This is a genomic window from Pseudomonas sp. IT-P171, from assembly GCF_949767765.1.
GTDB classification, from domain to species: domain Bacteria; phylum Pseudomonadota; class Gammaproteobacteria; order Pseudomonadales; family Pseudomonadaceae; genus Aquipseudomonas; species Aquipseudomonas fluorescens_B.
Genome location: NZ_CATKQN010000020.1, coordinates 1 through 26,101, shown reverse-complemented (window position 1 = coordinate 26,101; position 26,101 = coordinate 1). Strand labels below are relative to the sequence as shown.

The 26,101-nt window shown below is 59.9% G+C and carries 24 protein-coding genes and 1 pseudogene; 18 read left to right on the top strand and 7 right to left on the bottom strand.

Annotated elements, in window-relative coordinates; translation table 11 throughout:
- The first annotated feature begins 463 nt into the window (after positions 1-463).
- Positions 464-733 (top strand): hypothetical protein, encoded by a 270-nt coding sequence (locus ACM6I5_RS14975; protein WP_253428777.1) that lies wholly within the window; start codon positions 464-466, stop codon positions 731-733.
- Between the two features lie 52 nt (positions 734-785).
- On the opposite strand, the gene ACM6I5_RS14970 is transcribed toward ACM6I5_RS14975, so the two are convergent.
- The gene (locus tag ACM6I5_RS14970) at positions 786-1,616 is read right to left on the bottom strand and encodes an alpha/beta hydrolase (protein ID WP_017339283.1); all 831 of its coding nucleotides are present in this window, start codon (positions 1,614-1,616) and stop codon (positions 786-788) included.
- 110 nt (positions 1,617-1,726) lie between these two features.
- Between ACM6I5_RS14970 and ACM6I5_RS14965 the strand changes: the two genes are divergently transcribed.
- Positions 1,727-3,163, top strand: a complete 1,437-nt coding sequence (locus ACM6I5_RS14965) for an HD domain-containing phosphohydrolase (protein WP_414884154.1) — start codon at positions 1,727-1,729, stop codon at positions 3,161-3,163.
- Positions 3,164-3,166: 3 nt separating this feature from the next.
- Here the strand turns inward: ACM6I5_RS14965 and ACM6I5_RS14960 are convergent, their stop codons facing one another.
- A complete protein-coding gene (locus ACM6I5_RS14960; protein ID WP_017339281.1) occupies positions 3,167-3,676 on the bottom strand; it encodes an Lrp/AsnC family transcriptional regulator in 510 nt (169 codons plus the stop codon).
- A 200-nt stretch (positions 3,677-3,876) separates the two neighbouring features.
- On the opposite strand from ACM6I5_RS14960, the gene ACM6I5_RS14955 reads away from it, so the two are divergent.
- The 9 genes and pseudogenes from ACM6I5_RS14955 to ACM6I5_RS14915 all read left to right on the top strand — a co-directional run bounded on the left by ACM6I5_RS14955 (position 3,877) and on the right by ACM6I5_RS14915 (position 12,814).
- Positions 3,877-4,893 carry a 1-aminocyclopropane-1-carboxylate deaminase gene (locus ACM6I5_RS14955; RefSeq protein WP_414884153.1) on the top strand — a complete coding sequence of 339 codons (1,017 nt, stop codon included), beginning with the start codon at positions 3,877-3,879 and terminating at the stop codon, positions 4,891-4,893.
- Positions 4,894-4,937: 44 nt separating this feature from the next.
- Positions 4,938-5,402, top strand: a complete 465-nt coding sequence (locus ACM6I5_RS14950; protein WP_414884152.1) for a transketolase — start codon at positions 4,938-4,940, stop codon at positions 5,400-5,402.
- Positions 5,403-5,437: 35 nt separating this feature from the next.
- The gene (locus ACM6I5_RS14945; protein WP_080995133.1) at positions 5,438-5,725 is read left to right on the top strand and encodes a hypothetical protein; all 288 of its coding nucleotides are present in this window, start codon (positions 5,438-5,440) and stop codon (positions 5,723-5,725) included.
- Positions 5,722-8,421 carry an alpha-ketoglutarate dehydrogenase gene (gene mdeB, locus ACM6I5_RS14940; RefSeq protein WP_414884151.1) on the top strand — a complete coding sequence of 900 codons (2,700 nt, stop codon included), beginning with the start codon at positions 5,722-5,724 and terminating at the stop codon, positions 8,419-8,421. The genes ACM6I5_RS14945 and mdeB overlap by 4 nt, the downstream gene beginning before the upstream one ends.
- Before the next feature lie 244 nt (positions 8,422-8,665).
- A complete protein-coding gene (locus ACM6I5_RS14935) occupies positions 8,666-8,866 on the top strand; it encodes a YbdD/YjiX family protein (protein ID WP_145314662.1) in 201 nt (66 codons plus the stop codon).
- A 91-nt stretch (positions 8,867-8,957) separates the two neighbouring features.
- Positions 8,958-9,227 (top strand): annotated as a pseudogene (locus tag ACM6I5_RS14930) (succinylglutamate desuccinylase); the annotation flags it as partial.
- A 196-nt stretch (positions 9,228-9,423) separates the two neighbouring features.
- Complete coding sequence (locus ACM6I5_RS14925; protein WP_414884150.1) at positions 9,424-10,644, top strand: helix-turn-helix domain-containing protein; 1,221 nt, start codon at positions 9,424-9,426, stop codon at positions 10,642-10,644.
- Positions 10,645-10,679: 35 nt separating this feature from the next.
- A complete protein-coding gene (locus ACM6I5_RS14920) occupies positions 10,680-11,312 on the top strand; it encodes a glutaminyl-peptide cyclotransferase (RefSeq protein ID WP_414884149.1) in 633 nt (210 codons plus the stop codon).
- 236 nt (positions 11,313-11,548) lie between these two features.
- Positions 11,549-12,814, top strand: a complete 1,266-nt coding sequence (locus ACM6I5_RS14915; RefSeq protein ID WP_414884148.1) for an OprD family porin — start codon at positions 11,549-11,551, stop codon at positions 12,812-12,814.
- A gap of 49 nt (positions 12,815-12,863) precedes the next feature.
- Here the strand turns inward: ACM6I5_RS14915 and ACM6I5_RS14910 are convergent, their stop codons facing one another.
- Positions 12,864-13,892 carry an AraC family transcriptional regulator gene (locus tag ACM6I5_RS14910; protein WP_414884147.1) on the bottom strand — a complete coding sequence of 343 codons (1,029 nt, stop codon included), beginning with the start codon at positions 13,890-13,892 and terminating at the stop codon, positions 12,864-12,866.
- A 160-nt stretch (positions 13,893-14,052) separates the two neighbouring features.
- Here ACM6I5_RS14910 and ACM6I5_RS14905 point away from each other — a divergent pair, with 160 nt between their 5' ends.
- Genes ACM6I5_RS14905 through ACM6I5_RS14895 form a run of 3 tightly spaced genes read left to right on the top strand, consistent with a single transcriptional unit; the run spans position 14,053 to position 17,167 of the window.
- Positions 14,053-14,991: a 3-keto-5-aminohexanoate cleavage protein gene (locus ACM6I5_RS14905; RefSeq protein WP_414884146.1), complete on the top strand. Its 939-nt coding sequence runs from the start codon at positions 14,053-14,055 to the stop codon at positions 14,989-14,991.
- A 46-nt stretch (positions 14,992-15,037) separates the two neighbouring features.
- Positions 15,038-16,363: an MFS transporter gene (locus tag ACM6I5_RS14900; protein ID WP_414884145.1), complete on the top strand. Its 1,326-nt coding sequence runs from the start codon at positions 15,038-15,040 to the stop codon at positions 16,361-16,363.
- Positions 16,364-16,375: 12 nt separating this feature from the next.
- Positions 16,376-17,167, top strand: coding sequence for an SDR family oxidoreductase (locus ACM6I5_RS14895; RefSeq protein ID WP_414884144.1), 792 nt, complete (start codon positions 16,376-16,378; stop codon positions 17,165-17,167).
- Positions 17,168-17,260: 93 nt separating this feature from the next.
- Here the strand turns inward: ACM6I5_RS14895 and ACM6I5_RS14890 are convergent, their stop codons facing one another.
- Positions 17,261-18,163 carry a LysR substrate-binding domain-containing protein gene (locus ACM6I5_RS14890; RefSeq protein ID WP_414884143.1) on the bottom strand — a complete coding sequence of 301 codons (903 nt, stop codon included), beginning with the start codon at positions 18,161-18,163 and terminating at the stop codon, positions 17,261-17,263.
- A 106-nt stretch (positions 18,164-18,269) separates the two neighbouring features.
- On the opposite strand from ACM6I5_RS14890, the gene ACM6I5_RS14885 reads away from it, so the two are divergent.
- Together ACM6I5_RS14885 and ACM6I5_RS14880 are read left to right on the top strand one after the other, a co-directional pair.
- A complete protein-coding gene (locus ACM6I5_RS14885) occupies positions 18,270-19,667 on the top strand; it encodes an MFS transporter (RefSeq protein WP_414884142.1) in 1,398 nt (465 codons plus the stop codon).
- The gene (locus tag ACM6I5_RS14880; RefSeq protein WP_017339268.1) at positions 19,664-20,938 is read left to right on the top strand and encodes a glucarate dehydratase family protein; all 1,275 of its coding nucleotides are present in this window, start codon (positions 19,664-19,666) and stop codon (positions 20,936-20,938) included. Before ACM6I5_RS14885 ends, ACM6I5_RS14880 begins: the two co-directional genes overlap by 4 nt.
- On the opposite strand, the gene ACM6I5_RS14875 is transcribed toward ACM6I5_RS14880, so the two are convergent.
- From ACM6I5_RS14875 to ACM6I5_RS14865, 3 genes are read right to left on the bottom strand one after another with little or no spacing between them, the layout of a single operon-like run.
- Complete coding sequence (locus ACM6I5_RS14875) at positions 20,922-21,230, bottom strand: hypothetical protein (RefSeq protein ID WP_414884141.1); 309 nt, start codon at positions 21,228-21,230, stop codon at positions 20,922-20,924. The genes ACM6I5_RS14880 and ACM6I5_RS14875 overlap by 17 nt on opposite strands.
- Before the next feature lie 43 nt (positions 21,231-21,273).
- On the bottom strand, positions 21,274-21,906 hold the full coding sequence (locus ACM6I5_RS14870) for a response regulator (protein WP_017339266.1): 633 nt from the start codon (positions 21,904-21,906) through the stop codon (positions 21,274-21,276).
- Between the two features lie 26 nt (positions 21,907-21,932).
- Positions 21,933-23,294: a cache domain-containing protein gene (locus ACM6I5_RS14865; protein WP_414879821.1), complete on the bottom strand. Its 1,362-nt coding sequence runs from the start codon at positions 23,292-23,294 to the stop codon at positions 21,933-21,935.
- Positions 23,295-23,734: 440 nt separating this feature from the next.
- On the opposite strand from ACM6I5_RS14865, the gene ACM6I5_RS14860 reads away from it, so the two are divergent.
- Together ACM6I5_RS14860 and ACM6I5_RS14855 are read left to right on the top strand one after the other, a co-directional pair.
- Entirely contained in the window at positions 23,735-25,792 is a 2,058-nt protein-coding gene (locus ACM6I5_RS14860) for a carbon starvation CstA family protein (protein ID WP_017339264.1), read from the top strand.
- 15 nt (positions 25,793-25,807) lie between these two features.
- Positions 25,808-26,005, top strand: coding sequence for a YbdD/YjiX family protein (locus tag ACM6I5_RS14855; protein WP_414884140.1), 198 nt, complete (start codon positions 25,808-25,810; stop codon positions 26,003-26,005).
- Positions 26,006-26,101 lie beyond the last annotated feature (96 nt).

Sequence of the window (26,101 nt, the reverse complement as noted above, 5' to 3'; positions counted from 1 at the left end):
AGCAGATGATAGAAGGCGCGCGCCGCGAGGTACGCGCCTTTTTTTTGTTCGACGAGGGCATCTTGTGGATTTTGTGCACTGGCCGGTCCGTGACGTTCTAAAAGAAGTTTGATCTATCCACGAGGGAGAAAAATCGAGGAACGAGGCATTTACGAGAAAGGTGTAGGACGTCTCCGAGACGCATAAACCGGGTTTTTCTTCGCTTAAGGCTCGCCTATAGTTCGCCCGTCGCCGACGAATCGGTGATCGACTTTAGCCGGTCGTATCAGATGATGCACAAGCGCCCGTATAATCGCGGCGTTTTTTGCTGCCTAGAATCTACATGTCTATGGTGGCTGTGCGTGGGACACCTTCGGGTGTGCCGGGTTCATCTGTCCGGTCGGCTAACCCGCGCATAGCTACCACCCAAATTCGTTTAGCCGCGAAAGGGTGGGAGCTTCACTTATCAGATGAGATTCACGCCATGCCTAAATTCCACCCGCTCCAAGGCAACTTCAGCGTCGGCCCGACGCTGTACATCGACACCGAAGCCCGCGCTTCCGATCTTCTTGAAACCGCCGTCCACCGACTAAAAGCTGCGCGTAATCTGCTCAACAGTGTTTCCTGCCTTTGCGTCAGAGAAGCCGAGGGTCATGACCTGGAACATTTCGCCAACGCCGCACACATGCTCGTCCAGGACGGCTGTGATGCCTTGGATGTGCTGGGCTGGACGCTGGAAAAAACTGCACGCTGAGAACGAGAAAGCCGCGATATTCGCGGCTTTTTTGTGCGTCAAAGTGGCCTGCTCAAACCCCGTTCCTGGTGTTTTGCGGCCCATGAGACTGCTGGGTTGCATCCGTCACTTCCGCGGTCTTGTCCTGAGTCTCGTGCACCGCCTGGATGATGACCTTGGCCACGTCGGCCGGACGCGACTGCTGCGGCACATGACTGGCCTGGACTTCGGTGACCTGCGCTTTCAATTTCTTGGCAAACGCACGCTGCAGATCCGGTTGGATCATGCGGTCGTCGCGAGCAACGACGTACCAGGTCGGTTTGCCTTTCCAGGCAGCGACGCTGGTTTTGTCGTCGAATGCCGAGGCACGAATCGGTCCCTGCGTGGCGGCCATGACGGCGGTCTGTGCGGCGGGAAGATCCTGGGCGAAGCCGGTGGCCATGCCTTGGGGGGTCATGTAGAGAAAGCCGTTTTTATCAGCGGCGATGTCTTTCACGCCGGGCGGCGCCGGGAAGTCTTTGCCCAGATCCTTACTGGCCTGGCCCGCATCCGGGGCGAACGCAGCGACGTACACCAGGCCACGGACTTTCTGGTCAGTACCGGCCTGACTGATGACTGTACCGCCCCAGGAGTGCCCGACCAGCACAACGCCGTTGTCCTGATTGTTCAACACGCGCTGCGTGGCCGCAACGTCATCGGCCAGGGAAGTCAGCGGGTTTTGCACCACGGTAACCTTGATGCCTTCGGCCTGTAGCAGCGGAACAACCTTGCCCCAGTCGGAGCCGTCGGCGAAAGCTCCGTGTACGATCACCACCGACGGTTGCGGGGCGGCGGCCTGGCTGCCGACGGCGAACAATGAAGTGGTCATGGCGAGTGCGAGGGCGATAGCCTTGGGTTTGAACATGGTTGGAACTCCTGTGGTTGGTGTGACGCAGTTTCAGGAATACGGGGGCGGTCCGGTATCGGTCGTTTATCCGAGGCAGGCCAAACATCATTCGAAGAAAGGGGAGAGTCATGCGCGAGAGTGACGGCATCGAGCTGGAGAGTGCGATCCTGGCGTTGTCCATGGTCGGCGATTTGAGTATGGGCCAGCCCTTCGACCAGTCACGCCGTACGGCTCGCCTGGTGCAGTTGCTCGCGCAGTCGTGCCACGGTGCCGGTGAACACACTGAGGTCGCACGGCAAGTGGCCTTGCTGCGTTGGTCAGGGTGTACGGCCAATGCCGAGGGTTTTACCCGTTTGCTGGGCGATGACGTCGAAGGCCGCAACGCCATGCTCAGCCAGACACTGGGCGCGGCAGGCTTGCGCGCGATGCGCAAATCGGCGCCGTTGGCCGTGGTGCATTGCGAGGTGTCGGGCGATATCGCACACACGCTGGGCCTGAGCGCACCGGTCGAACATGGGCTGCGACATGTGTTCGAGCAGTTCGACGGTGAAGGCAAACCCTTTGGCTTGCGCCATCCCGAGGTGCCTGAGGTGGTCTATCAAGTGTTGCTGGCCGGTGATCTGGAAATCCTCTCCCGGGTTCACGGACTGGAGGCGGCACTGGAGTGGATCGCGACCAAGGGCGATCGTCGCTACCCGGCATCGCTGGCCGCCGAACTCGCGCTCAATGCCAAAGACTGGCTGGAATCGTTGCGCGTGCCGCATGACGTTCGTTCGCAACCGCATCGAAGCGAGGGGCAGGTTGCGCTGACGCTGGTCGGGGATGTGATCGACCTCAAGCTGCCTTGGTTGGCGGGCTACTCACGCCGGTCGGCCGAACTGGTCAGGGAGGCCGCGAGGTTGTGGGGCTTGTCGGACCAGTCGGCTGACCAGGCCGCGAAAGCCGCGCTGATTCATGGCGTCGGCCGGGCGGCGGTGCCCAACCGAATCTGGAACACGCCGGGCGTATTGCTGGACGGTGATCTCGAACAGGTCCGGCTGGTGCCTTACTGGACGTCGCGCACCTGCGGCCAGATTCCCGAACTGACGGCGCCGGGTCGGCTGGCGGCGAATGCCTATGAACGACTGGATGGCAGTGGCTACTTCCGTGGCCTTGAGGGCGATGCCTTGCCCGCCGAACAGCGTTTGCTGGCGGCCACGCTGGTCTGGCAGGCATTACGTGGCGACCGGCCGTGGCGTGCGGCCTTCAGCGACAGTGACGCCGAGCGACTCTTGCTCGACGAAGCCGCGCGGGGGCGTTTCGACCCCCAGGCCTGTCAGGCGGTCATCGCGGCGGCTCGCGGCGAGAGCGTCGTCGCACCCAGGGGAAATGCCAGCCTGCTGAGCGACCGCGAGACGCAAATCCTGCAACGCATCAGCATGGGCGGCAGCAACAAGGAGGTGGCGCGCCAGCTCGGCATCAGCCCGAGCACGGTGCGCACCCATGTCGAGAGTGTGTTCCGCAAATTGCAGTGCACGACCCGTGCGGCCGCGACACTGAAGGCGCTGACGCTCGGATTGATATGACCCTCAAATGGGGATGTGTGTGGTCGACAACACCTGGCGCAACCCCATGAAAGAGCGAATCTGCCGAACCCCCGGCAGGTAAAGCAACTGCTCGGCGTGCAGCCGGTTGAAGCTGTTGCTGTCCTTGGTGCGGATCAACATGAAGTAGTCGAATTCCCCCGTCACCACATGGCACTCCATACACCCGGACACTTTCTGTGCCGCGGCTTCGAAGGCGGCGAAGGATTCCGGCGTCGAGCGGTCCAGCACCACGCCGATCAACACCACCATTCCCGCGTCCAGCGCGTCGTTGTCCAGCAGCGCGACAATGCCCTTGATCAGGCCCGCCTGCTTGAGGCGTTCGACTCGCCGCAGGCAGGCGGGGGCGCTCAGTTTCACCTTCTCGGCGAGCGCCACATTGGAGATGGAGGCGTCTCGCTGCAGGGTCTTGAGAATGGCGCGGTCGGTCCGGTCCAGCGTGAGCGGCTCCGCACCTGGAGTGCCGGGCTTCTTGTGATTATTTGTTGCGCTCATAGTCATTTCCGCACAATAAAAGTCTGTTTGAAGTAATAAATATTGATTGATGTTTCTTTAATGGATTGAAACTTGCAACACATATTTTTCGCTTTGTTCTTAATATTGAACTCATCGAAGTCGCCTGAAACAGCCTGGAAATGCCGTTTTTTTGTCTTTCGGTCTGGCGCTTGGATATCCAATAATCAAGGAGCAAAGTCATGAACCTGAATCGCTTCAAACGTTATCCGCTGACCTTCGGTCCTTCTCCCATCACGCCCTTGAAACGTCTCAGTGAACACCTGGGCGGCAAGGTCGAGTTGTATGCCAAACGTGAAGACTGCAACAGTGGCCTGGCCTTCGGCGGCAACAAGACGCGCAAGCTCGAATACCTCATTCCCGAAGCGATCGAACAGGGCTGCGACACCCTGGTGTCCATCGGTGGTATCCAGTCGAACCAGACCCGTCAGGTCGCGGCCGTCGCTGCCCACCTGGGCATGAAGTGTGTGCTGGTCCAGGAAAACTGGGTGAACTACTCCGACGCCGTGTATGACCGGGTCGGCAATATCGAAATGTCTCGCATCATGGGCGCCGACGTACGACTGGACGCCGCCGGGTTCGACATCGGCATTCGGCCCAGCTGGGAGAAGGCCATGAGCGACGTGGTGGAGCGGGGCGGCAAGCCGTTCCCGATTCCGGCGGGTTGTTCCGAGCATCCTTATGGCGGCCTCGGCTTCGTCGGTTTCGCCGAGGAAGTCCGGCAGCAGGAACAGGTACTGGGCTTCAAATTCGACTACATCGTCGTGTGCTCCGTGACCGGCAGTACCCAGGCGGGCATGGTGGTCGGGTTTGCCGCCGACGGTCGTTCGAAAAACGTCATTGGCATCGACGCCTCGGCCAAACCGGAAAAGACCAGGGCGCAGATCCTGCGTATCGCCCGGCACACCGCCGAACTGGTGGAGCTGGGTCGCGAAATCACCGAAGAGGATGTGGTGCTCGACACGCGCTTCGCCTATCCGGAATACGGTTTGCCGAACGATGGCACGCTGGAAGCCATTCGTCTGTGCGGGCGTCTTGAAGGCGTGCTGACTGACCCGGTGTATGAGGGCAAATCCATGCACGGGATGATTGAAATGGTCCGCCGTGGGGAATTCCCTGAAGGCTCGAAAGTGCTGTACGCGCACCTGGGCGGGGTACCGGCGCTGAATGCCTACAGTTTCCTGTTCCGCAACGGCTGAAAAAAACTGTGGGAAGGGACCGTTCAACCGCTGGGAGTAACGCCATGCATGTGACATCGCAATCCGCAGTCTGGATCAAGGAACCGTCGGCGGAGGCCGGGGTGGTCATCGTCACCAGCGCCGCTTTGCCCAAATACATGATCGACAAGCTGCACATGGCGATCGATGACTGGGATCAGGTGGCTTATCTGGCCGTCAAGCAATCCCGGGAATTGATGCTCGACTGGTTGCGGGTCGGGTTCAACCCCGAACAGTCGCCGCGGGTCGACGCGTGTGACGCCAGTCAATTGCTGCGCTACGTTTCCAAAGGCAGCTTTTTACTGGACGTCGAAGTCGGCGCGGCCCCTGGCCTGGCCTGGCTGGGCTCTGTCTGTGGTCACCCGTTGCGCGTCGTCGAACTGGGAGAAGTAGCGTCCTCCAACGCGGCGATGGACCGACAGGTGGAAGCGGTTCTATCGGCCACCCGGAGCCTGGCGAAAAGCGTGCTGCAGGAACGCTGCGGCATTTAGCAATCAGCCACCCCCAAACAAGAAAGGCGAAGCCTATGAGCCAAACTGCCGACTGTCGCAAAGCCATGAAATGGATGCGCGAGCCTTCAAGTTGCACGCGTATTGTCGTCATCGCGTCCGGACTTGAAAGCGATCATATTGACTTGATCCACCAAGGCTTCAGCTGTTTTGACAATGTTGCGATGATCCATGTCGAGACGGCGAATGTCGTCTCGGCGGAGCGTTCCATCCTCGAGGCGATGGAGCACGTCAAAAGCCTCGCCCGAGCCAGCCATTCGCGCCACCTTGAAGTGTTTCCCGACACCTGCAGGAGTTGCCCATGAACCCGTCCGACATTCATGCCCAATTGCCGGGCCAGACCGCTGAAGATGCCCAGGAAATCGCTGAATGGCGGGATGCCTTGCTCTCGGTCATCGCCCATGGCGGCGCCGGGCAAGCCGCGCAGATCATGGACATGCTGGTGGCGCTGGCCAGCACTGCCGAGATGAACTGGCGGCCGCGCCATGGCACGCCCTACATCAATACCATCTGCGTTGAGCAGCAGCCGGTGTTTCCGGGCGATCTGGCGATGGAAGAACGCCTGGCCTCGATCATGCGCTGGAATGCGCTGGTCATGGTGGCCCGGGCCAACCAGGCCTATGGGGAACTCGGTGGTCACATCGCCAGTTATGCCAGCGCTGCGGACTTGTTCGAGGTGGGCTTCAACCACTTCTTCAAGGCGCGTACCGAAAGCAGCGGCGGAGATCTGGTGTTTTATCAGCCGCACTCCGCGCCGGGCGTTTATGCACGGGCCTTTCTGGAAGGTCGCCTCGAGGAAAAGGACCTGCAGCATTATCGACAAGAGATCGGTGCGCGCGCCCAGGGTGCCCGAGGCCTCTCGAGTTACCCGCACCCGTGGTTGATGCCGGACTTCTGGCAGTTCCCGACCGGCTCGATGGGCATCGGCCCGATCAGCTCGATCTACCAGGCGCGCTTCATGCGATACCTGGAGCACCGCGGCTTGCAAGACACCGCCGGGCGCACCGTCTGGGGCGTGTTTGGCGACGGTGAAATGGATGAGCCGGAAAGCATGTCGGCCCTGACGCTGGCGGCGCGTGAAGGGCTGGATAATCTGGTGTGGGTGGTCAACTGCAACCTTCAGCGGCTGGACGGTCCGGTGCGGGGCAACGGTCGCATCATCGATGAATTGGAGGCGCTGTTCGGTGGGGCCGGCTGGAACGTCATCAAACTGGTCTGGGGTTCCGACTGGGACGGCCTGTTTGCCCGGGATCACGACGGCGCGCTGGTCAAGGCCTTGTCCGCCACGGTCGACGGCCAGTTCCAGACCTTTGCCGCCAAAGACGGGCGCTTCAACCGCGATCAGTTCTTTGGCCAGAATGAAGCCCTGGCGCATCTCGCCCAGGGCCTGACCGATGAACAGATCGACCGCCTCAAGCGCGGTGGCCACGACGTGGTGAAGATTTTTGCCGCCTACCACAGCGCGATGCGTGAGGGCAGAAAGCCCACGGTGATTCTGGCGCAGACCAAGAAAGGCTTCGGCATGGGCGACGCCGGGCAGGGCAAGATGACCGTGCACCAGCAGAAGAAACTCGACAAGGAGGCCTTGATCGCCTTCCGTAACCGTTTCAATTTGCCGCTGACCGATGAACAGGCCACCTCGCTGAGCTTCTTCAAGCCCGCCGACGACAGCGCCGAAATGCGTTACCTGCATGAACGTCGCCGTGCCTTGGGCGGGTACATGCCGTCGCGACCGACAACGTCGGCGTCATTGGCGGTGCCCGATATCAACAGCTACGCCGGGTTCGCCATTGCCGCGGAAGGCAAGGAAATGTCCACTACCATGGCGTTCGTGCGGATGCTTAGCGGATTGCTCCGGGACAAGCAACTGGGGCCACGCATCGTGCCGATCGTGGCGGATGAGGCACGCACGTTCGGCATGGCCAGCCTGTTCAAACAGATCGGCATCTACTCCAGCGTGGGCCAGCGTTACGAACCGGAGGACATCGGTTCGATCCTGAGTTATCGGGAAGCCCTGGATGGCCAGATTCTCGAAGAAGGCATCAGTGAAGCTGGCGCGATCAGTTCCTGGGTCGCCGCGGCGACCAGCTATTCGGTGCATGGCCTGCCCATGCTGCCGTTCTACATTTACTACTCGATGTTCGGCTTCCAGCGCGTCGGCGACCTGATCTGGGCGGCGGCTGACCAACGGGCACGCGGGTTCCTGCTTGGCGCCACGGCGGGTCGCACCACGCTGGGCGGCGAAGGCTTGCAGCACCAGGACGGTAACAGCCACCTGATGGCAGCGATGGTGCCCAACTGCCGTGCCTACGATCCGGCGTTCGCCGGTGAGTTTGCGGTGATCCTCGATCACGGCATGCGCCAGATGCTGGAGCGCCAGGTCGACGAGTTCTATTACGTCACGCTGATGAACGAAAACTACCCGCAGCCCAACCTTCCCGACGGTGTCGAACAGGCGATTATCAAAGGCATGTACCTGTTCGCCCGACACGAAGTCGAGGATGCACGGGGCAGCGTCCAGTTGCTGGGCTCCGGCGCGATCCTGCTTGAAGTGATCGCGGCAGCCGAGTTGCTGGCCAGCGACTGGAACATCGACAGTGAAGTGTGGAGCGTCACCAGTTTCGTCGAACTGGCCCGCGAGGCCCGCGAAGTGGAGCGCTGGAATCGCCTGCATCCCGGACAACCGGCGCGGCGCAGCCACGTTCAGGAATCGCTCAACGACGCGGCGCCGATCATTGCCTGTACCGATTACGTGCGCGCCTTGCCCCAGTTGATCGCGAGTTATCTGCCGGCGCGTTACACCGTGCTCGGCACCGACGGTTTCGGTCGCAGTGACACCCGCGGCAGGCTGCGCGCGTTTTTCGAGGTGGATCGCCATCAGATCGTCTTGAGCGCGCTGACGTCACTGGTTCAGGAATGTCACCTTGACGCCAGTGTGTGTGCCGAGGCGATTGCGCGATACGCCATTGAGGTTGACGCCGTCGTGCCTTGGGAAGCCTGAAACCGGGCTTCCGTTCGAGTCGAATGTTCATGAAACGCGTATGAAGCATGTGCATGAAGTGCGAATGCCCGACATTGGCGATGCCAAGGACGTCGGTGTCATAAACATGTCCTGGCGGACTACCGTCGGCGGGTGTTGTAGCAGGCGTCTACTTGATCATACAAATCCCCGTCGCTCGGACACATTGCAGATACATAAGTACGGTTTCATGGGACCGTCCCCACACCACAAAGAGATTTCTGCCATGTTCCGTAAACTGCAGCATGCCGCCAGGCTCCTCAGCCAAAGCACGCGCCTGATGGTGGGCGTTCCGGATTACGACAACTATGTGGCGCAGATGGCGCTGAACCATCCCGGCGAGCCGGTCATGAGTTATTCGGCGTTCTTCCGTGAACGTCAGGAAGCGCGCTACGGCAAGCGCAGCTGCACGACTCGGTGCTGCTGAACGCCGATTGATCGGCGAGCAAAGAAAGCCCCGTCCTCTTTAAGAGGCGGGGCTTTTTTGCGTTTTCAAGATCAGCAGGCCGTCTGCATGCGGCCTCTTTAAAACCATCCTCGCACCGCAGCCAGGCGTGCTGATTTTCGAAAAAAACCTGGGTGACTTTGTCGAGGAAGGGCAGCGCTTTGCCCGCATCCTGGGACGTCCGGGTGATCCTTCTTCAGAGGTGGTGCTGCATGCGGAACAAGCGGGACGCATGGTCACGCGCTATCGCGACCGCCTGGTTTCACAAGGCATGGTGGTGGCGAAACTCACTGGCAGCCGAACCTCACGCCACTGGAACGGTGGCTTGCTCGACCCGAACTGAGGGCTGGCATTTTCGGCAGGCATGAGGGCCTCATCGCTGGCAGGCCAGCTCCCACAGGTTTACGCGGTCCCCTGTGGGAGCTGGCCTGCCAGCGATACTGTCCGTGCAAACACCACGGCGCTCCGATCAACCCCGGTCGTGAACTAGACTGACTTCCACATCTACCGGTGGGAGTGACCCGCATGGCGCAATTCAGATGGACTCGTTGATCACCGCCGCAGCGCGGGCGCTGGCAGCAGGGGATCCGCTGGGTGCGCTGGACCGGATCGCGTTGCGTGACGATGCGCCAGCGCTCGCGTTGCGCGGCATTGCGATGGCGCAGCTCGGCGATCTGGTTCGGGCGAGGGCGCTGGTGAAAAGTGCGGCGCGTGCATTCGGGCCAAAGGAGACGTTGGCGCGAGCGCGGTGCGTAGTGGCCGAGGCCGAGATCGCCCTGGCTTCGCGGGACCTCGGTTGGCCGGTGAAAGCCCTGGAGGCGGCGCGGATCGAGCTGGAGGCGCACAGTGACCGGGTCAACGCGGCCCATGCGCGGTATTTGCAGATTCGTCGGTTGCTGCTGATCGGGCGGCTCGATGAGGCGGATGTGCTGCTGGCCGCGCTGGACCCCGCACCGTTACCGCCGGCGCTGCGTGCTGCCCATGCGTTGGTGGTGGCCGGGATTGCCATCCGGCGACTGCAAACGCAAACGGCACGGCATGCGCTGACAAGAGCCGGGCATGCTGCGCGTGAGGCGGCAATTCCGGCCCTGACGGCAGAAGTCGAAAACGCATGCCTCGTGCTCGACACCCCGGCAGCGCGCCTGATTGCCCATGGCGAAGAACGGCCTTTGCTGCTGGAGGAAGTTGAAGCCTTGCTCGGTTCAACCTCGCTGGTGGTCGACGCCTGCCGCTATGTTGTGCGCGGCGCCGGCATGTCAGTGTCCCTCGCCACGCGGCCCGTGTTGTTTACCCTCGCTCGCGCATTGGCCGAAGCCTGGCCGGGCGATGTGTCGCGGGAAACACTGATCCGCCGGGCGTTCCGCCTGAAGCTCTCGGACGAGTCCCACCGGGCACGTCTTCGCGTCGAGGTCGGGCGCCTGCGCGCGGCGCTGAAACCCTTGGCCGGCGTCATCGCCACCCGGCACGGGTTTGCGCTGGTCGCACTGGTTTCATCCGACGTCGTGGTGCTGGCGCAGCCGGTTGAAGAGCAGTATGCGGCGCTGTTTGCCTTCCTTGCCGATGGCGAATCCTGGTCGAGTTCAGCGCTGGCGTTGGCCCTCGGCACCAGTCAGCGTACCGTCCAGCGCTCGCTCGACGCACTGGCCGCAGCCGGCAAGGTGCAGTCATTCGGGCGTGGACGTGCGCGGTGCTGGATGACCCCGCCGATGCCGGGTTTCGCGACGACCTTGTTACTCCCGGCGCCCCTGCCGAGTGACTAGGATGGACCTCACGAACCCATGATGAGGAAACCGAAATGAAACACTCAAGCGCAGAAATCCTCCGTGAATATGGCCCGTTCACCGGCGTCGACAGCGTGCATGGCGTGACCTGGGACGGTGAGCGCGTCTGGTTTGCCAGTGGCGAAAAACTCATCGCCCTCGACCCGCAAAGCGGCAAGACCTTGCGTTCAATCGATGTCACCGCGGATGCGGGTACGGCGTTCGATGGCCAGCACCTGTTCCAGATCGCCGCCGACCGCATCCAGAAAATCGACCCGCAGACCGGCAAGGTGCTCAATACCATTCCCGCACCGGGCGGCGGCAATGATTCCGGGCTGACGTGGGCTGAAGGCACGCTGTGGGTGGGGCGGTATCGCGACCGGAAAATTCACCAGCTCGATCCCGAGACCGGCGCGATTTTGCGCACGATCGAGTCCAACCGCTTCGTTACCGGGGTGACCTGGGTGGAGGGGCAGCTTTGGCATGGGACGTGGGAAGGCGACGAGAGCGAACTGCGTCGCGTCGATCCGAAAACCGGGGAGGTGCTGCAAAGTGTCAGGTTGCCGGCCGGTATCGGTGTATCGGGACTTGAATCCGATGGCAGTGATCAGTTTTTTTGCGGCGGGGGTGGCAGTGGAAAGGTGAGGGTAGTGAGACGCCCGGAATGAAAGTTGAATGTCAGTCTGAATCGAGAAGGTTGTCCCTTTAAGATCTCATCATGTCTGTTACGGATCTTATGGTTAGGGCGCAATATCGTTAGTATCGCCTCGTGCAAAACAGTGGGTGACGGTTTTGGCGGCGTCAATAAACGACGTTCGCCAGGCGTGGAGTTACGCCTTGGATAAGGCCACCGGGTTTTGCATAAAACAGTCTCGCTCTTACATAAAAATAAAAGAGAGTTCATATGCGATATTGCGCCCGGGTCAATGCCAAGGCTGTTTCAACTTCATTGAAGTTTCTTGTATTGAGTGTTTCGCTGATTCCCGCTGCTTCTTTTGCAGAGGGTTTTATCGAGGACGCCAAGGTCAGCGCCAATTTGAGAAACTATTACATCAACCGCAACTTCACCGAGCACGCCTATCCTCAAGCCAAAGCACAGGAGTGGACGCAGAGTGTGATCATGGATGCCCGTTCCGGTTTTACATCGGGAACGGTCGGGTTCGGCGTTGATGCGCTGGGCCTCTATTCGCAAAAGCTGGATGGCGGTAAAGGCACCACCAACACACAACTTCTTCCGGTGCACGATGACGGGCGGCCGGCAGATGATTTCGGACGCCTGGCGGTCGCGGCAAAAATACGCGTGGGCAAGACCCAGGCGCGCATCGGTGAATGGGTGGTTGCACTGCCGGTGATCCGCTCCGATGACGGCCGTTCTCTCCCGCAAACATTTCGCGGCGCACAAATAACCTCGAAAGACCTGGAGAACTTCACGTTTTATGGCGGACAGTTTCGCGGCAACAGTCCGCGCAATGATGCGAGCATGGAGCGGATGTCGATGTTCAATCGGCCGGGTTTAACGTCGGATCGCTTCAACTTTTCGGGTGTGGAATACGCCTTCAATAACAATCAAACCCAGGTCGGTGCGTGGTATGCGCAGTTGGAAGATATCTACCATCAACGCTATTTCAATCTGACGCACTCGCAACCTGTTGGCCAATGGTTGTTAGGTGCAAATCTGGGTTATTTCAGTGGCGAGGACGACGGCGGGAAACGGGCAGGGGAACTGGATAACAAAACCTATTCCGCATTGTTGTCGGCCCGGTATCAGGCCAGCACGTTTTACATCGGCCTGCAAAAAGTGGTGGGCGATAACTGGATGCGCCTCAACGGTACAAGTGGCGCAACCCTGGCGAACGACAGCTTCAGCAACAGTTACGACTTCGCCGATGAACGCTCCTGGCAGTTGCGGCATGATTTTGATTTCGCCGCATTGGGCGTACCAGGCCTGACGATGATGAACCGCTACATCAACGGTTCGGATGTCCACTCCGGTGGCGTGACTGACGGCAAGGAGTGGGGCCGTGAATCCGAGTTCACTTATGTTGTGCAGAGCGGCTCGCTGAGGAACCTGTCCATTCGCTGGCGCAACTCGGTGATCAAGCGCGATTTCAGTCTGGCAGACTTCAATGAAAATCGGCTGATCGTCAGCTATCCGCTTTCAATCCTGTGACTTAGGCCATGTGCAGTTGATGGTCAGTCGGCAACGACGACCATCAACTTCAGCCCTGGCGATAGTCTTTTGTGGTTTTGCCGGTCCAGCGCTTGAACGCGCGCCGAAAGTTCGTCGGCTCCGAAAAGCCCAGCAGCAGCGCAATATCGTCGGTGCTCATGATGGTGGTCTTCAGGTATTCGATCGCAAGCGAGCAGCGCACGTCATCGGTAATTGCCACAAACGAGGTGTCCTCTTCCTGCAGTTTGCGGCGCAGGCTGCGGGTGGTCATGTGCAGCTTTTCAGCCACCGTTTCCATGTCCGGAAACGCTCCCGGTGTCTGCATCATCATCTGATACACCTCTCCCGAGATGCCCGTGGATACCTTGGCCTGGCCGATCAGGCGGTCGCAGGTGTCCTGCAGCACTGTCGCTGTCAGCCGGTGGGCCAGATGAGGCTTTTGATCGAGGATCGAACTGTCGTAGTGCAACTCACACTGTTCGTGATCGAAGATGCATGGGCAGCCCAGGTATTGCTCATAAATATCCGCATGGGCGGGTGCCGGGTAGGAAAAACAGGCCTTTGTCGGCGGGCACGTGCGACCAAATACATCCTGAAGGTGGGTGACGTGCTGGGTGAATTGCTGCTCGATCAGGAATTGTTTGATTTCCATGGAGGGCACCGGGTTGGACGCATCAGGGAACGTCCACACGGCCTCGTCTTCATATTCATGCCATTCAATCGTCAGCGTCGGTGTGGCGAGGGAGTGGTACTTCACGCCTAGCCTGAAATAGTCCCGCAGGGACAGGCAGGACATTAATGCATAGCCATACATGCCATAGGCCGAAAGATGCAGTCGGGAACCGGTCTTGAAGGGGGTCGCCGGATCTTTCGACAGCGACACTGCATTGCTGCAAACCGCGGCGTACTGACGGACCGAAGTGAGCGCCGTCGCGTCGTAGATTTTGTCTTCGTCCACTCCGCTGCCCTTGAGGCTGTCTGCCGGTGCGATGCCTTGTTCACTGAGGACTTCAACCAGTGCCGCAATTTTGTAAGGCGCATAGATACGTTCGTTGAATAGCGGCATTTTCGGCGGCATTCGGGCAACTCCTGAAGGTGTCCCTTAGAGATTCATTGGTGTCCGTTAAGGATCTTACCATCGCCCCGAAAATTCAATAAGCTCGGTCCCACAAGAAGCGGTCGCGAGTGCATTCGTCCCTGTCGCGCCTGTCAGACCCCTAACAATTCAGGTTATCCCAATGAGCTCACTGAACCGCAAAGTCATAATTTCATGCGCGATTACCGGCGCGACACACACGCCGTCGATGTCCGAATACTTGCCGCTGACACCGTCCGAGATTGAGGAACAATCGATCGAAGCGGCGGAGGAGGGTGCAGCAGTCCTGCACTTGCATGCCCGTGATCCCGGGGACGGTCGGCCAACGCCGGACCCTGTGGTATTCAGCCAGTTTGTGCCTGCCATTGCCCGGGCAACGGACGCCATCATCAACATCACAACGGGAGGTAGCACCCGGATGACCCTGGCGCAACGGCTCGCTTATCCGCTGATTGCCAAGCCGGAACTCTGCTCGTTGAACATGGGGTCGATGAACTTTTCGATCCACCCGATCGCCAACAGGATTTCCACCTGGCGTCACGCTTGGGAAAAGGATCACATCGAGGGCATGGAAGACGTCGTTTTCAAAAATACCTTCAAAGACATCAAGGACATCATGTTGGAACTCGGTGAATACGGCACACGGTTCGAGTTCGAATGCTATGACGTGGGCCATCTCTACAACCTGGCGTTCTTCGTGGAACAGGGCCTGGTCAAACCGCCGTTCTTCATTCAGTCATGCTTCGGCATTCTGGGTGGCCTGGGTGCCGACCCGGAAAACCTGACCATCATGCGCGCCACCGCTGACCGTCTGTTCGGCCGTGAAAACTACGAATTCTCGATTTTAGGCGCCGGGCGGCACCAACTGTCCTTCGTGACGATGGGCGCCATCATGGGCGGCAACGTGCGTGTGGGCCTGGAAGACAGCATCTACCTGGCGAAAGGTGTGAAGGCAAAGACCAATGCCGAGCAAGTCAGGAAAATCCGCCACATCCTCGAAGAACTGTCGTTCGAGATCGCCACGCCGCAAGAAGCTCGGCAGATGCTCGGCCTCAAAGGCAAACACAATGTCCACCTGTAAACACGCTGCCTGAACCCGAAAAAAAATAACAAAAAGAGGCTCCACCATGACAATCATGCTCAGCACCGCGCAGACGCACTGGCTTGCCACCCGGCGAGCGATGGCCCGGCTCATCCCGCTGATGTGCGCCATTTACTTCATGTCTTACCTGGACCGCACCAACGTTGCACTGGCCAAAGCCGCGCTGAGCGCCGACCTGGGAATCAGCGCCGCCGCTTACGGCCTGGGCGCGGGGATATTCTTTCTGGGGTATGCGCTGTTGGAGGTGCCCAGCAACCTGCTGGCCCACCGGATCGGGCCGCGTCGCTGGATCGCCCGGATCGCGGTGACCTGGGGCGCCTTGTCCTCGGCCATGATGTTTGTCCAGGGCGAGTGGTCCTTCTATCTGCTTCGTGTGCTGCTGGGCATTGCCGAAGCCGGTCTGTTCCCCGCGCTGATGTACATGGTAACGCTGTGGTTTGCGCCCAAGGACCGTGCGATTGCCATCGGCTGGATCTACATTGCACCCGCGCTGGCACTGGTAATTGGCAACCCTATCGGCGGGGCACTGATGAAAATGGACGGCATCGGCGGCCTGCACGGCTGGCAATGGATGTTTCTGCTCGAAGGCTTGCCGAGCATCATTGTCGGGGTGATCTTGTGGTTCAAACTGCCGGAGCGTCCACGCGATGCACGCTGGTTGACCAAGGCGGAAGCAGAGTCCCTGGAGGCCCATGCACTGCTGCCAGGCCATGCGGATTCTCATGAGTTCTCTGGCCATTGGGTGAAGGCGCTGAAGCGACCCACGACGATTCTGATCGGGTTGATTTACTTCCTGAACCAGGTGGCATTCGTCGGGCTGGTGTTCTTTACCCCGTCGATCATCCAGCAGATGCAGATCACGTCGCCGCTGACTGTCGGCCTGCTGTCGAGCAGTGTCGGGATCGGTTTTCTGGCGGGGGTGTTGGTCCTCCCCAGAATCCACCGCAAGATTGCCCGGGACTGCTACTGCCTTGGGCTGTTCACCTGTGGTCTGATCGCCAGTTCGGTGGCGTTTACCTTGATTGATGATGCATCGGTCCGTATCGCACTGTTTACCGCCACCGCCTTTTTCGCGGGCGGCGTGCTGCCGATCTACTGGGCCATCGCCATGAAGCGTTTACAGGGCATCCAGGCGGCAGCGGGATTGGCATTCATCAATACCATTGGGTTGTTGGGCGGTTTTGCCGGACCTTACCTGTTCGGGCTTGCAGAAAAGGCGACGGGCTTAAGTTCATCCGGTTTTTATGTGATTGTCGGCGCCGCGGTGCTGGGCCTGCTGCTGGTGCCGCTGCTGGCAAAAGCGATCAACAGCGAGGTGAGTCCCCTTGCTGCCGAACCGGTCATGGAATAAGAGGAGAGGGTCATGAAGATTGTAGATTTGTTGGCGCCGCCGGCGAACCTGAAAGTGGTGATCAGCGGTGGGGCCGCGGGCATCGGCGCCGTCATCGCCCGAGCGTTTCATGAGGTGGGTGCCCACGTTTACATTTGCGATATCAATGCCAGTGCCGTGGATCGCATGAAACTCGAGTTCCCCGGGATGCACGGCGGCGTTGTCGATGTCGGTATCAAACAGCACGTCGACCGGGCCATGGATGAGGCGATCGCGCTGCTCGGTGGCGTCGATGTCTTAGTGAACAATGCCGGTATTGCAGGCCCGACCGGCACCATCGAAGCACTGGACGAGGATGCCTGGGAACAAACCATTGCGACCAACCTGAACAGTCAGTACTACTTCCTGAGCAAAGCAGTGCCTTATCTGAAGAAATCCGCCCAAAACCCGCACATCATTGCCATGTCATCCGTGGCCGGCCGGCTCGGGTATCCGTTCAGGACACCTTATGCCTCCACCAAATGGGCAATAATCGGGCTGATGAAGTCACTGGCCGGAGAACTGGGACCACACAATATCCGGGTGAACGCCATTTTGCCGGGTGTGGTGGAAGGCGAGCGCATGGACCGGGTTATTGAGGCCAGGGCCCGGACACTGGGTATCAGTTTCGAGTCGATGCGCGACCAGTACCTGGAAAAAATCTCCCTGCGCCGGATGGTGACAATGGAAGACGTCGCCGCAATGGCGCTGTTTTTGTCCTCCCGCGCGGCGGTGAACATCACGGGCCAGGCGATCAGCATTGACGGGAATGTCGAGTACCTCTGATCGAGCCAGAGTGTGGGGCGGTCTTCCATTTTGTTGCACTCCCAAACCCATGCGGGAGAGCAGGCTCGCTCTCGCATGGGGCTGTTCTACCACTTAGGAGCCCCAACCCTCCCGCACCGCCGTGCGAATCCCCTCCAGCAACATCGCAAACGCCGGGTTGTCATTGTTCTCCCGCCAGATCAGATGCAACTCGCTCTGCACCCCTTCGCCCAGGTCGATATCGCGAAACACCACATTCTTGAACACCACACTGCTGGCGCAACGCGGCACCAGCGCCAACCCCATGCCGGCGTTGACCAGCGCCAGAATCGTCAGCGACGAGCCGAGCCATTGCACGTATTCCGGGGCGACGCGGGCCGAGCGCAGCATCCCGGTCAGCAGTTCGTTGAACGGCGGGTAGGCGGCGTGGGAGTACATGAGAAACGGTTGGGCATCGAGGTCGTTGACCGACACGATTTCAGCGCTGGCCAGCCGGTGGTTGCTGGGCACAGCGAGGACAAACGGCTCGCGCACCAGGCATTCGGTGGCGTAACCCGGCTCCAGCAATGGCGCACGGACGATGCCCAGATCGATACGGCGGGCACGCAAGGCTTCGTGCTGCTGGTAGGTGTTCATTTCCGACAGGTCGATTTTCACCTGCGGTTGTTTGAGCCGCGCTTCGGCAATCACCTTGGGCAGGAATTCGTACACCGCACTGCCGACGAAACTGATGTTCACCGTGCCGATATCGCCTTCGGCGAAGCGTCGTGCGGTGGCGGCGGCTTGTTGGGCGCGCTCCAGCAGGTTCTGCGCTTCGATAAAGAACGCGCGGCCGGCGGCGGTCAGGGCGACGCTGCGGGTGGTGCGGGTGAACAGCTCGACGCCCAGATGGTGCTCCAACAGTTGAATCTGCCGGCTGAGCGGCGGCTGGGTCATATTCAACCGTTCGGCGGCGCGGCGGAAATTGAGCTCGGTCGCCACCGTGGTGAAGCAGCGCAATTGCGTCAGTTCGAACATTGATCTAATCCAGGTATCAATCGAATGCCAAGTTAGATTAGACGGGATCAATGTCCGCGTCCATGATCGGCCCGTCCCTAAAAAAACAATGAACGGGAGTCGCCCCTTGAATACCCTCCAGAGTCCGCCGGACCCGACTGTGCTCGCCCGCGCAGCGGCCAAGGTCAAGCGCCACGTGCTGCCGCTGTTCGTGGTGATGTTCATCGTCAACTACATCGACCGGGTCAACATCGGCTTCGTGCGCAGCCACATGGAAACTGACCTGGGCATCGGCGCCGCCGCCTATGGCCTGGGCGCCGGGCTGTTCTTCATCGGTTACGCAATCTTCGAAGTCCCCTCCAACATGCTGCTGCAACGCTACGGCGCCCGCGCCTGGCTGACGCGCATCATGTTCACCTGGGGCGCGGCGGCCATGGCCATGGCGTTCGTGCGCGGCGAAACCAGCTTTTATGTGCTGCGTTTCATTCTCGGCGCAGCCGAGGCGGGTTTCTTCCCCGGCATCATTTACTACTTCACCCAATGGCTGCCGTCGACCGAACGCGGCAAGGCCATGGCGATCTTCCTCAGTGGCTCGGCCATTGCCTCGGTGATTTCCGGGCCAGTCTCCGGTGCATTGCTGAACGTCAGTGGTTTCAGCCTGCACGGCTGGCAGTGGATGTTCCTGATCGAAGGCTTTGCCTCGATCGTGCTCTGCGGGTTTGTCTGGTTCTGGTTGCAGTCCCATCCGCGTGAGGCGAACTGGCTGAACACGGAAGAAAAGGACGCACTGGTGAGCGCCATCGCGCTGGAGCAGCGGGCCCGCGAAGCCACGCAGACAGTGAAGCCGTCGATGTTCAGATTGCTGGCTGACAAGCAGATTGCGCTGTTCTGCTTCATCTATTTTTCCATCGCCCTGACTATCTACGGCGCCACCTTCTGGCTGCCAAGCATGATCAAGAAAATGGGCAACCTCGGCGACTTCCAGGTCGGCCTGTTCAACTCGATTCCGTGGATCATTTCCATCGTCGCGATGTATGCCTTCGCCGCCATGGCCAGCAAATGGAAACACCAGCAGGCCTGGGTTGCGTTGACCTTGGTGATTGCTGCGTTCGGCATGTTCATGTCCACCACGGGCGGGCCGATTTTCGCCTTTGTAGCCATCTGTTTTGCGGCCATTGGCTTCAAGGCTGCCTCGGCGTTGTTCTGGCCGATTCCCCAAGGCTATCTGGACGCACGCATCGCGGCGGCAGTGATCGCGTTGATTAACTCTATCGGCAACCTGGGCGGTTTTGTGGCGCCGACGGCCTTCGGTTTACTCGAGCAAAAAACCGGATCCATCGAAGGTGGCCTCTACGGTCTGGCAGCTACTTCATTGGTAGCGGCGGTGGTGATCTTCTTTGCCCGCACGGCACCGCGGGGCGATGCACACAACGTGCTGAAGGGGAAACCGGTCGATACCGCAGCAGCGCCCACCTCTTTAAGTCACCCCGCTTTGAAACCTGATCCAAAGGGAGCAGCCTCTTGAAAATCAAACGAGTCACCGTCACCCCCATCGCTTTCCGTGATCCGCCGCTGCTCAATGCCAGCGGGATTCACGAGCCTTTCGCGCTGCGCTCGATCATCGAAATCGAAAGCGACAATGGCTACATCGGCCTCGGTGAAAGTTACGGCGATGCGCCGGCGCTGTTGATCCAGCAACAACTGCAATCGCAACTGATCGGCCTCGACCCGTTCAACCTCAATCAACTGCGCCGCATCGTCCAGGCCACCGTGGCGGCGAACAAACCCGCGAGCATTGCCGGTGCCGAACTGGCGCCGGGCTCACATGCCAGCAAAGCGGTGAGCAACGCGTATTCGGCGTTCGAAGTGGCGTTCCTGGATTTGCAGGCACATTCGTTGAACGTGCCGTTGGTGGACCTGTTGGGCGGGGCGATCCGCGATGAGATTCCGTTCAGCGCCTACCTGTTTTTCAAGTACGCGCAACACGTCGATTCACCCTACAAGCCAGACAATTGGGGCGAGGCGCTGAACGAAGAGCAGATCGTCGCCCAGGCGCGGCGGATGATCGAGGCTTACGGCTTCAAGAGCATCAAGCTCAAGGCCGGCACGTTGCCGCCGGAGCATGAAGTGTCGTGCATCAAGGCGCTGAAAAAAGCCTTCCCCGGCTATCCGCTGCGCATCGACCCGAACGGCAACTGGTCACTGGAAACCTCGATTCGCATGGCCGAGCTGCTGGGCGATGACCTGCAATATTACGAAGACCCGACGCCGGGCCTCGACGGCATGGCCGAGCTGCACAAACGCACCGGTTTGCCGCTGGCGACCAACATGGTGGTCACCGATTTCGACGAGTTCCGCCGTAGCGTGGCGTTGAACAGCGTGCAGATCGTCCTCGCCGATCACCATTACTGGGGTGGTCTGCGTGACACTCAGGCGCTGGCGAAAATGTGCGACACCTTTGGTCTCGGCGTGTCGATGCATTCCAACTCGCACCTGGGCATCAGCCTGATGGCGATGGCGCATGTGGCGGCGGCGGTGCCCAATCTGGATTACGCCTGCGACACCCATTACCCGTGGCAGGAGCCGGATGAAGAAGTGATCAAGGGTGGCAAGCTGCCGATTGTCGATGGCTGCGTGAAAATCACCCGCGCACCCGGGCTGGGCCTGGAACTGGATCAGGATCAGCTCGGCAAGTTGCATGATCAATACTTGACCTGCGGCATTCGTCAGCGCGATGACGTGAAACAGATGCAGCGCTACAAACCGGACTGGAAAGCGCTTAAACCGCGCTTTTGAATGCGCTCAGCAAACGCTCGATCTGTGCCTGCTCCCAGCCGCTGAGCAAACTCACCGGGTCGGTGCCGTAACGTTGCCAACTGTCGAAGCTGCTCTCGCGGCCATCCGGGCTCTGGCAATGCTGGCAGTGGCGCAGGTGGGTGCCGTCGACATCGAGGGTCAGGCGCCAGCCCTCGATATCGACCTGCACCACGCCGGGCTCGGCCGGTTCGCCCGATAGTCGCAGCGGGCGAACCTCCAGAGCGGCATCACGCAACAGCTGGTAAATCTCACGGGCGGTCAAGGGCGGCACAGCGGTCTCCGGCAAGTAGGTGTGTCGGTGGTGTTTGCGTGGTTTACGGCGAAATGATCCCGTGATCGATCGCGTATTTCACCAGCGCCGCCGGTTTGTCGATGTTGAGTTTGCGGCGGATGCTCAGGCGATGGGTTTCTACGGTGCGCACGCTGATGTCCAGGTCGCGGGCCATTTCCTTGTTGTTCATCCCTTGCGCCATTTTGTACAGCACCTGACTTTCACGGGGCGTCAGCTCGTTGTCGGTACTTTTATCGGCGATGAGCCGCTGGGCGATTTCAGCGCTGTAGAACGTCCCGCCGCTGGCAATGGCTTCGATAGCCGCAATGATTTCCCGTGACGGCGCATTCTTCAGCACATAGCCGCTGGCACCTGAGCGAACGGACTCACTCACGTATTCGTAATTGTCGTACATGCTCAGCACCAGCACTTTGAGCGACGGGTACTGGCTGCGCAGCAACCGGGTCAGCTCCAGGCCGTTCATGTCTTTGAGGCTGATATCGACCAGCAACAGATCCGGCTGACAGCGCCCGACCATCTCGATGGCGTCCGCGCCATTCTCGGCTTCGCCGACCACTTCCAGCGGGGCCATGACAGACAGCAGCGCCTTGATCCCGTCGCGGACCAAAGAGTGATCGTCGACCAGGGCGACGCGGATCGGGGAGGGCAGGTTCATCACGAGTATTCACTCTTATTGTCAGGTCAGCGTTTTGCGCCGGGCATTTTCATCGGCAGCAGCACGTCCAGCTCACTTCTTCCCGGCATCGAGATCAGGTCGAATCGACCGCCAAAATGCTCGACACGTTCACGGATATTGCGCAGGCCAATCCCGGCATGACGCCGTTCGACCTGGGCGACGTTGAAGCCGACACCGTCATCGACCACCGTCAGCCGTATGGATTCTTCAGACCCGTGCAGGTTGATGGAAACGTTTTTCGCCTGTGCATGGCGTTCAATATTGGTCAGGCCTTCCTGGACGATGCGGAACAGAGAGACCGCCGCGCCATCGACCAGGTGGCAGTCGAATTCGTTATCGTTGTAGGTCACCGTCAGCCCGCTGCGCTGCTCGAATTCCTCGGCAAGTTGACCGATAGCCGCGGACAGGCCCAGGGTGTCGAGCAAGGAGGAGCGCAGGTCGTGGGAGAGGCTGCGAACCTCGCCAATCGCGTCTCCCAGCCGCTCCGTGGCCTCTCTCAAAATACTCAAGCCTTTGTCCTGTCCATTCTCCAGGACATGGCTGGCCAGTTCGAACTGGAACTTGATGGAGACCAGGACCTGACTGATGCCGTCGTGCAACTCTCGGGAAACCCGCGAGCGTTCTTCCTCTTGCAAACTGACGATGCGCTGGGTCAGGCGTTGCAGTTTTTTGTCGGCCAGACGGTGTTCGCTGACATTCAGGGTCATGCCGCTGGCAAACACGAACAGCACGGCCACGAGCGCTACGGCGGCAATCGCCAGCATGGTTTTGCGAATGCCCATCGCCACTTCGTCGCGGGCCTGCTGAGTGGCGCGTTCAACGTCTTCAAGGTAGATGCCGGTGCCGAGCATCCAGCCCCAGCGATCCAGCATCACCACGTAGGCAAGTTTGTCGGTCACCTCGCCAGAGGAGGGTTTGTTCCAGGCGTAGCGCTGAAAACCTTCGCCGGATTGCGCGCTCTTGAGCAAGGCCTGGATCACCGGCAGGCCGTGCGGGTCTTTCATGTCCCACAGATACTGACCCACCAGATCCGATTGCCGCGCGTGCATCAGGCTGCGACCCTCGCGGTCGTACACGAAGAAGTAGCCATTGATGCCGAAGCTGAGCTTGCGCAGTTCTTCCAGCACTTGCTGCTGGGCGCGCGCGTCACCGTGGCCGTCGTCGTACAGCGGCGCGATCAGGCTCTGGGCCATTTCCACGTAGTTTTTCAGTTCGGCGCGCTTGCTGGCCAGAATGCTGTCTTCGATCAGCTGCGCCTGTTGATCGCCCAGTTGACGGTTCAGGGAAATCACCAGCGCACAGATGACTGCGATCGCCAGCACCAGCGGCAGAATCCCGAGCGCGACGATTTTGTGTTTGAGCTGCATCTGGGCTCCTGAGGACTTTGTAGGAGCGAGCTTGCTCGCGAAGGTCGTCAATGAAAACGCGTATTGGCTGGATTTACGCGTTGTTCTTGAGTCCATCGCGAGCAAGCTCGCTCCTACAGGGACGGCATTAGGCGAAGGCGGGCATCATATGCCAAAGAGATGCGCGTCCAGTAGCGCTGCTGGACGGAATGACCTGTGGTTGGGAAGTCAGCGAGTTGAAAACACAAACCCCTGTGGGAGCCAGCAGGCTGGCTCCCACAGGGGTATTGCATTTCAGCTGCGAGATCAGTGGTCTCTACGTAGAACTACGTAGAGATCGCGTACGTAGTAACGCGGATTTATTTGTGGACGGCATGCGCGGATATTGGGCCAGCTCCGCACAGCGGACACAATTATAAAAATTACCGCCGCAGTCACTGGCTGTCGGCAGGAGACACGCTATGCCCCGTCTGGCTAAACACCTCGCCTGGTTTGCCGTGGCTGTTCTGGGAGCGTTTGCGCTGAGTGTCGTGGCCCTGCGCCGCGGCGAAGCGATCAACGCCCTCTGGATCGTAGTCGCAGCCGTCGCCATCTACCTCGTTGCTTATCGCTACTACAGCCTGTTCATCGCCAACAAGGTGATGCAACTCGACCCCAATCGAGCCACCCCCGCTGTCCTCAATAACGATGGTCTGGACTACGTACCGACCAACAAACACGTACTGTTCGGTCACCACTTCGCGGCCATCGCCGGCGCAGGTCCGCTGGTCGGTCCGGTTCTGGCGGCGCAGATGGGCTACTTGCCCGGCACGCTGTGGCTGATTGCCGGCGTGGTGCTGGCCGGTGCGGTTCAGGACTTCATGGTCCTGTTCATGTCCACCCGCCGCAATGGCCGCTCCCTGGGCGATATGGTCCGTGAAGAAATGGGCCGCATCCCCGGCACCATCGCGCTGTTTGGCTGCTTCCTGATCATGATCATCATCCTCGCGGTGCTGGCGCTGATCGTGGTCAAAGCCCTGGCCGAAAGCCCGTGGGGCATTTTCACGGTGATGGCGACCATCCCGATCGCGATGTTCATGGGCATTTACATGCGCTACATCCGTCCGGGTCGTATCGGTGAAATCTCCGTCATCGGCGTATTGCTGCTGCTCGGTTCGATCTGGCTCGGTGGGCAGATTGCTGCCGATCCGGTCTGGGCCAAGGCCTTCACTTTCACGGGCATCCAGATCACCTGGATGTTGATCGGCTACGGTTTCGTTGCTGCGGTACTGCCGGTGTGGCTGATCCTGGCACCGCGTGACTACCTCTCCACGTTCCTGAAAATCGGCACCATCATTGCGTTGGCGATCGGCATCCTGATCACCATGCCTGACCTGAAAATGCCGGCATTGACCCAATTCATCGACGGCACCGGGCCGGTATGGAAGGGCGGTCTGTTCCCGTTCCTGTTCATCACCATCGCCTGTGGCGCGGTGTCGGGTTTCCATGCGCTGATTGCTTCCGGCACCACGCCGAAGTTGCTGGCGAGTGAGGGTCATGCTCGCTACATCGGTTACGGCGGCATGCTGATGGAATCCTTCGTGGCCATCATGGCGATGGTCGCCGCTTCGGTAATCGAGCCGGGCGTGTACTTCGCCATGAACAGCCCAGCAGCCATTGTCGGCGCCGACGCTGTGTCGGTTGCGCAGACCGTCAGCAGCTGGGGTTTCCTGATTACCCCGGAAGCCCTGCAAGCGGTGGCCAAGGACATCGGTGAAACCACCATCCTGGCCCGCGCCGGCGGTGCTCCGACCCTGGCAGTCGGTATCGCGCAGATCCTGCACAACATTTTGCCGGGTGAAAACACCATGGCGTTCTGGTACCACTTCGCGATCCTGTTCGAAGCGCTGTTCATCCTGACCGCGGTGGACGCCGGCACCCGTGCCGGACGCTTCATGCTGCAGGACTTGCTCGGCTCCTTCGTGCCGGCGCTGAAGCGTACTGATTCCTGGACCGCCAACCTGATCGCCACCGCCGGTTGTGTGGCGATGTGGGGTTACCTGTTGTACCAGGGCGTGATCGATCCGCTGGGCGGCATCAACACCTTGTGGCCGCTGTTCGGTATCTCCAACCAGATGCTGGCTGGTATCGCGCTGATGTTGGCGACCGTCGTACTGATCAAAATGAAACGCCAACGCTACGTCTGGGTCACCATGCTGCCGGCGGTGTGGCTGCTGATCTGCACCGTTACCGCAGGCTTCATCAAGCTGTTCGATGCCAATCCGGCCATCGGTTTCCTCGCGCTGGCCAGGAAATACAGCGATGCACTGGCCAACGGTCAGGTGCTTGCCCCGGCCAAAAGCATCGAGCAGATGCAGCACGTGATCTACAACGCGTACACCAACGCAACGCTGACTGCGCTGTTCCTGTTCGTAGTCTTCAGCATCCTGTTCTTTGCCCTCAAGGTCGGTATCGCCGCCTGGGGTACCAAGGAACGCACGGATAAAGAAGCGCCATTCCAGGCCATACCGGACGCTTGATCGAGGATTGCGAACATGTTCAATGACCTGAGTCGCCTCGGTAAATACCTCGGTCAGGCCGCGCGCCTGATGGTCGGCATGCCCGACTACGACAACTACGTCGAGCACATGCAGAGCAAACACGCGGACAAGCCGGTGATGAGTTACGAGGTGTTCTTCCGGGAGCGCCAGGAAGCTCGTTACGGCAGCAAGGCCGGGCCGAAGTGCTGTTGACCCGGTTGTCGGCTTAACAGCAATCCCTGTGGGAGCTAGCCTGCCAGCGATGACGGCTGAACATTCAACATCATTGTTGATTGACAGTCCGCCATC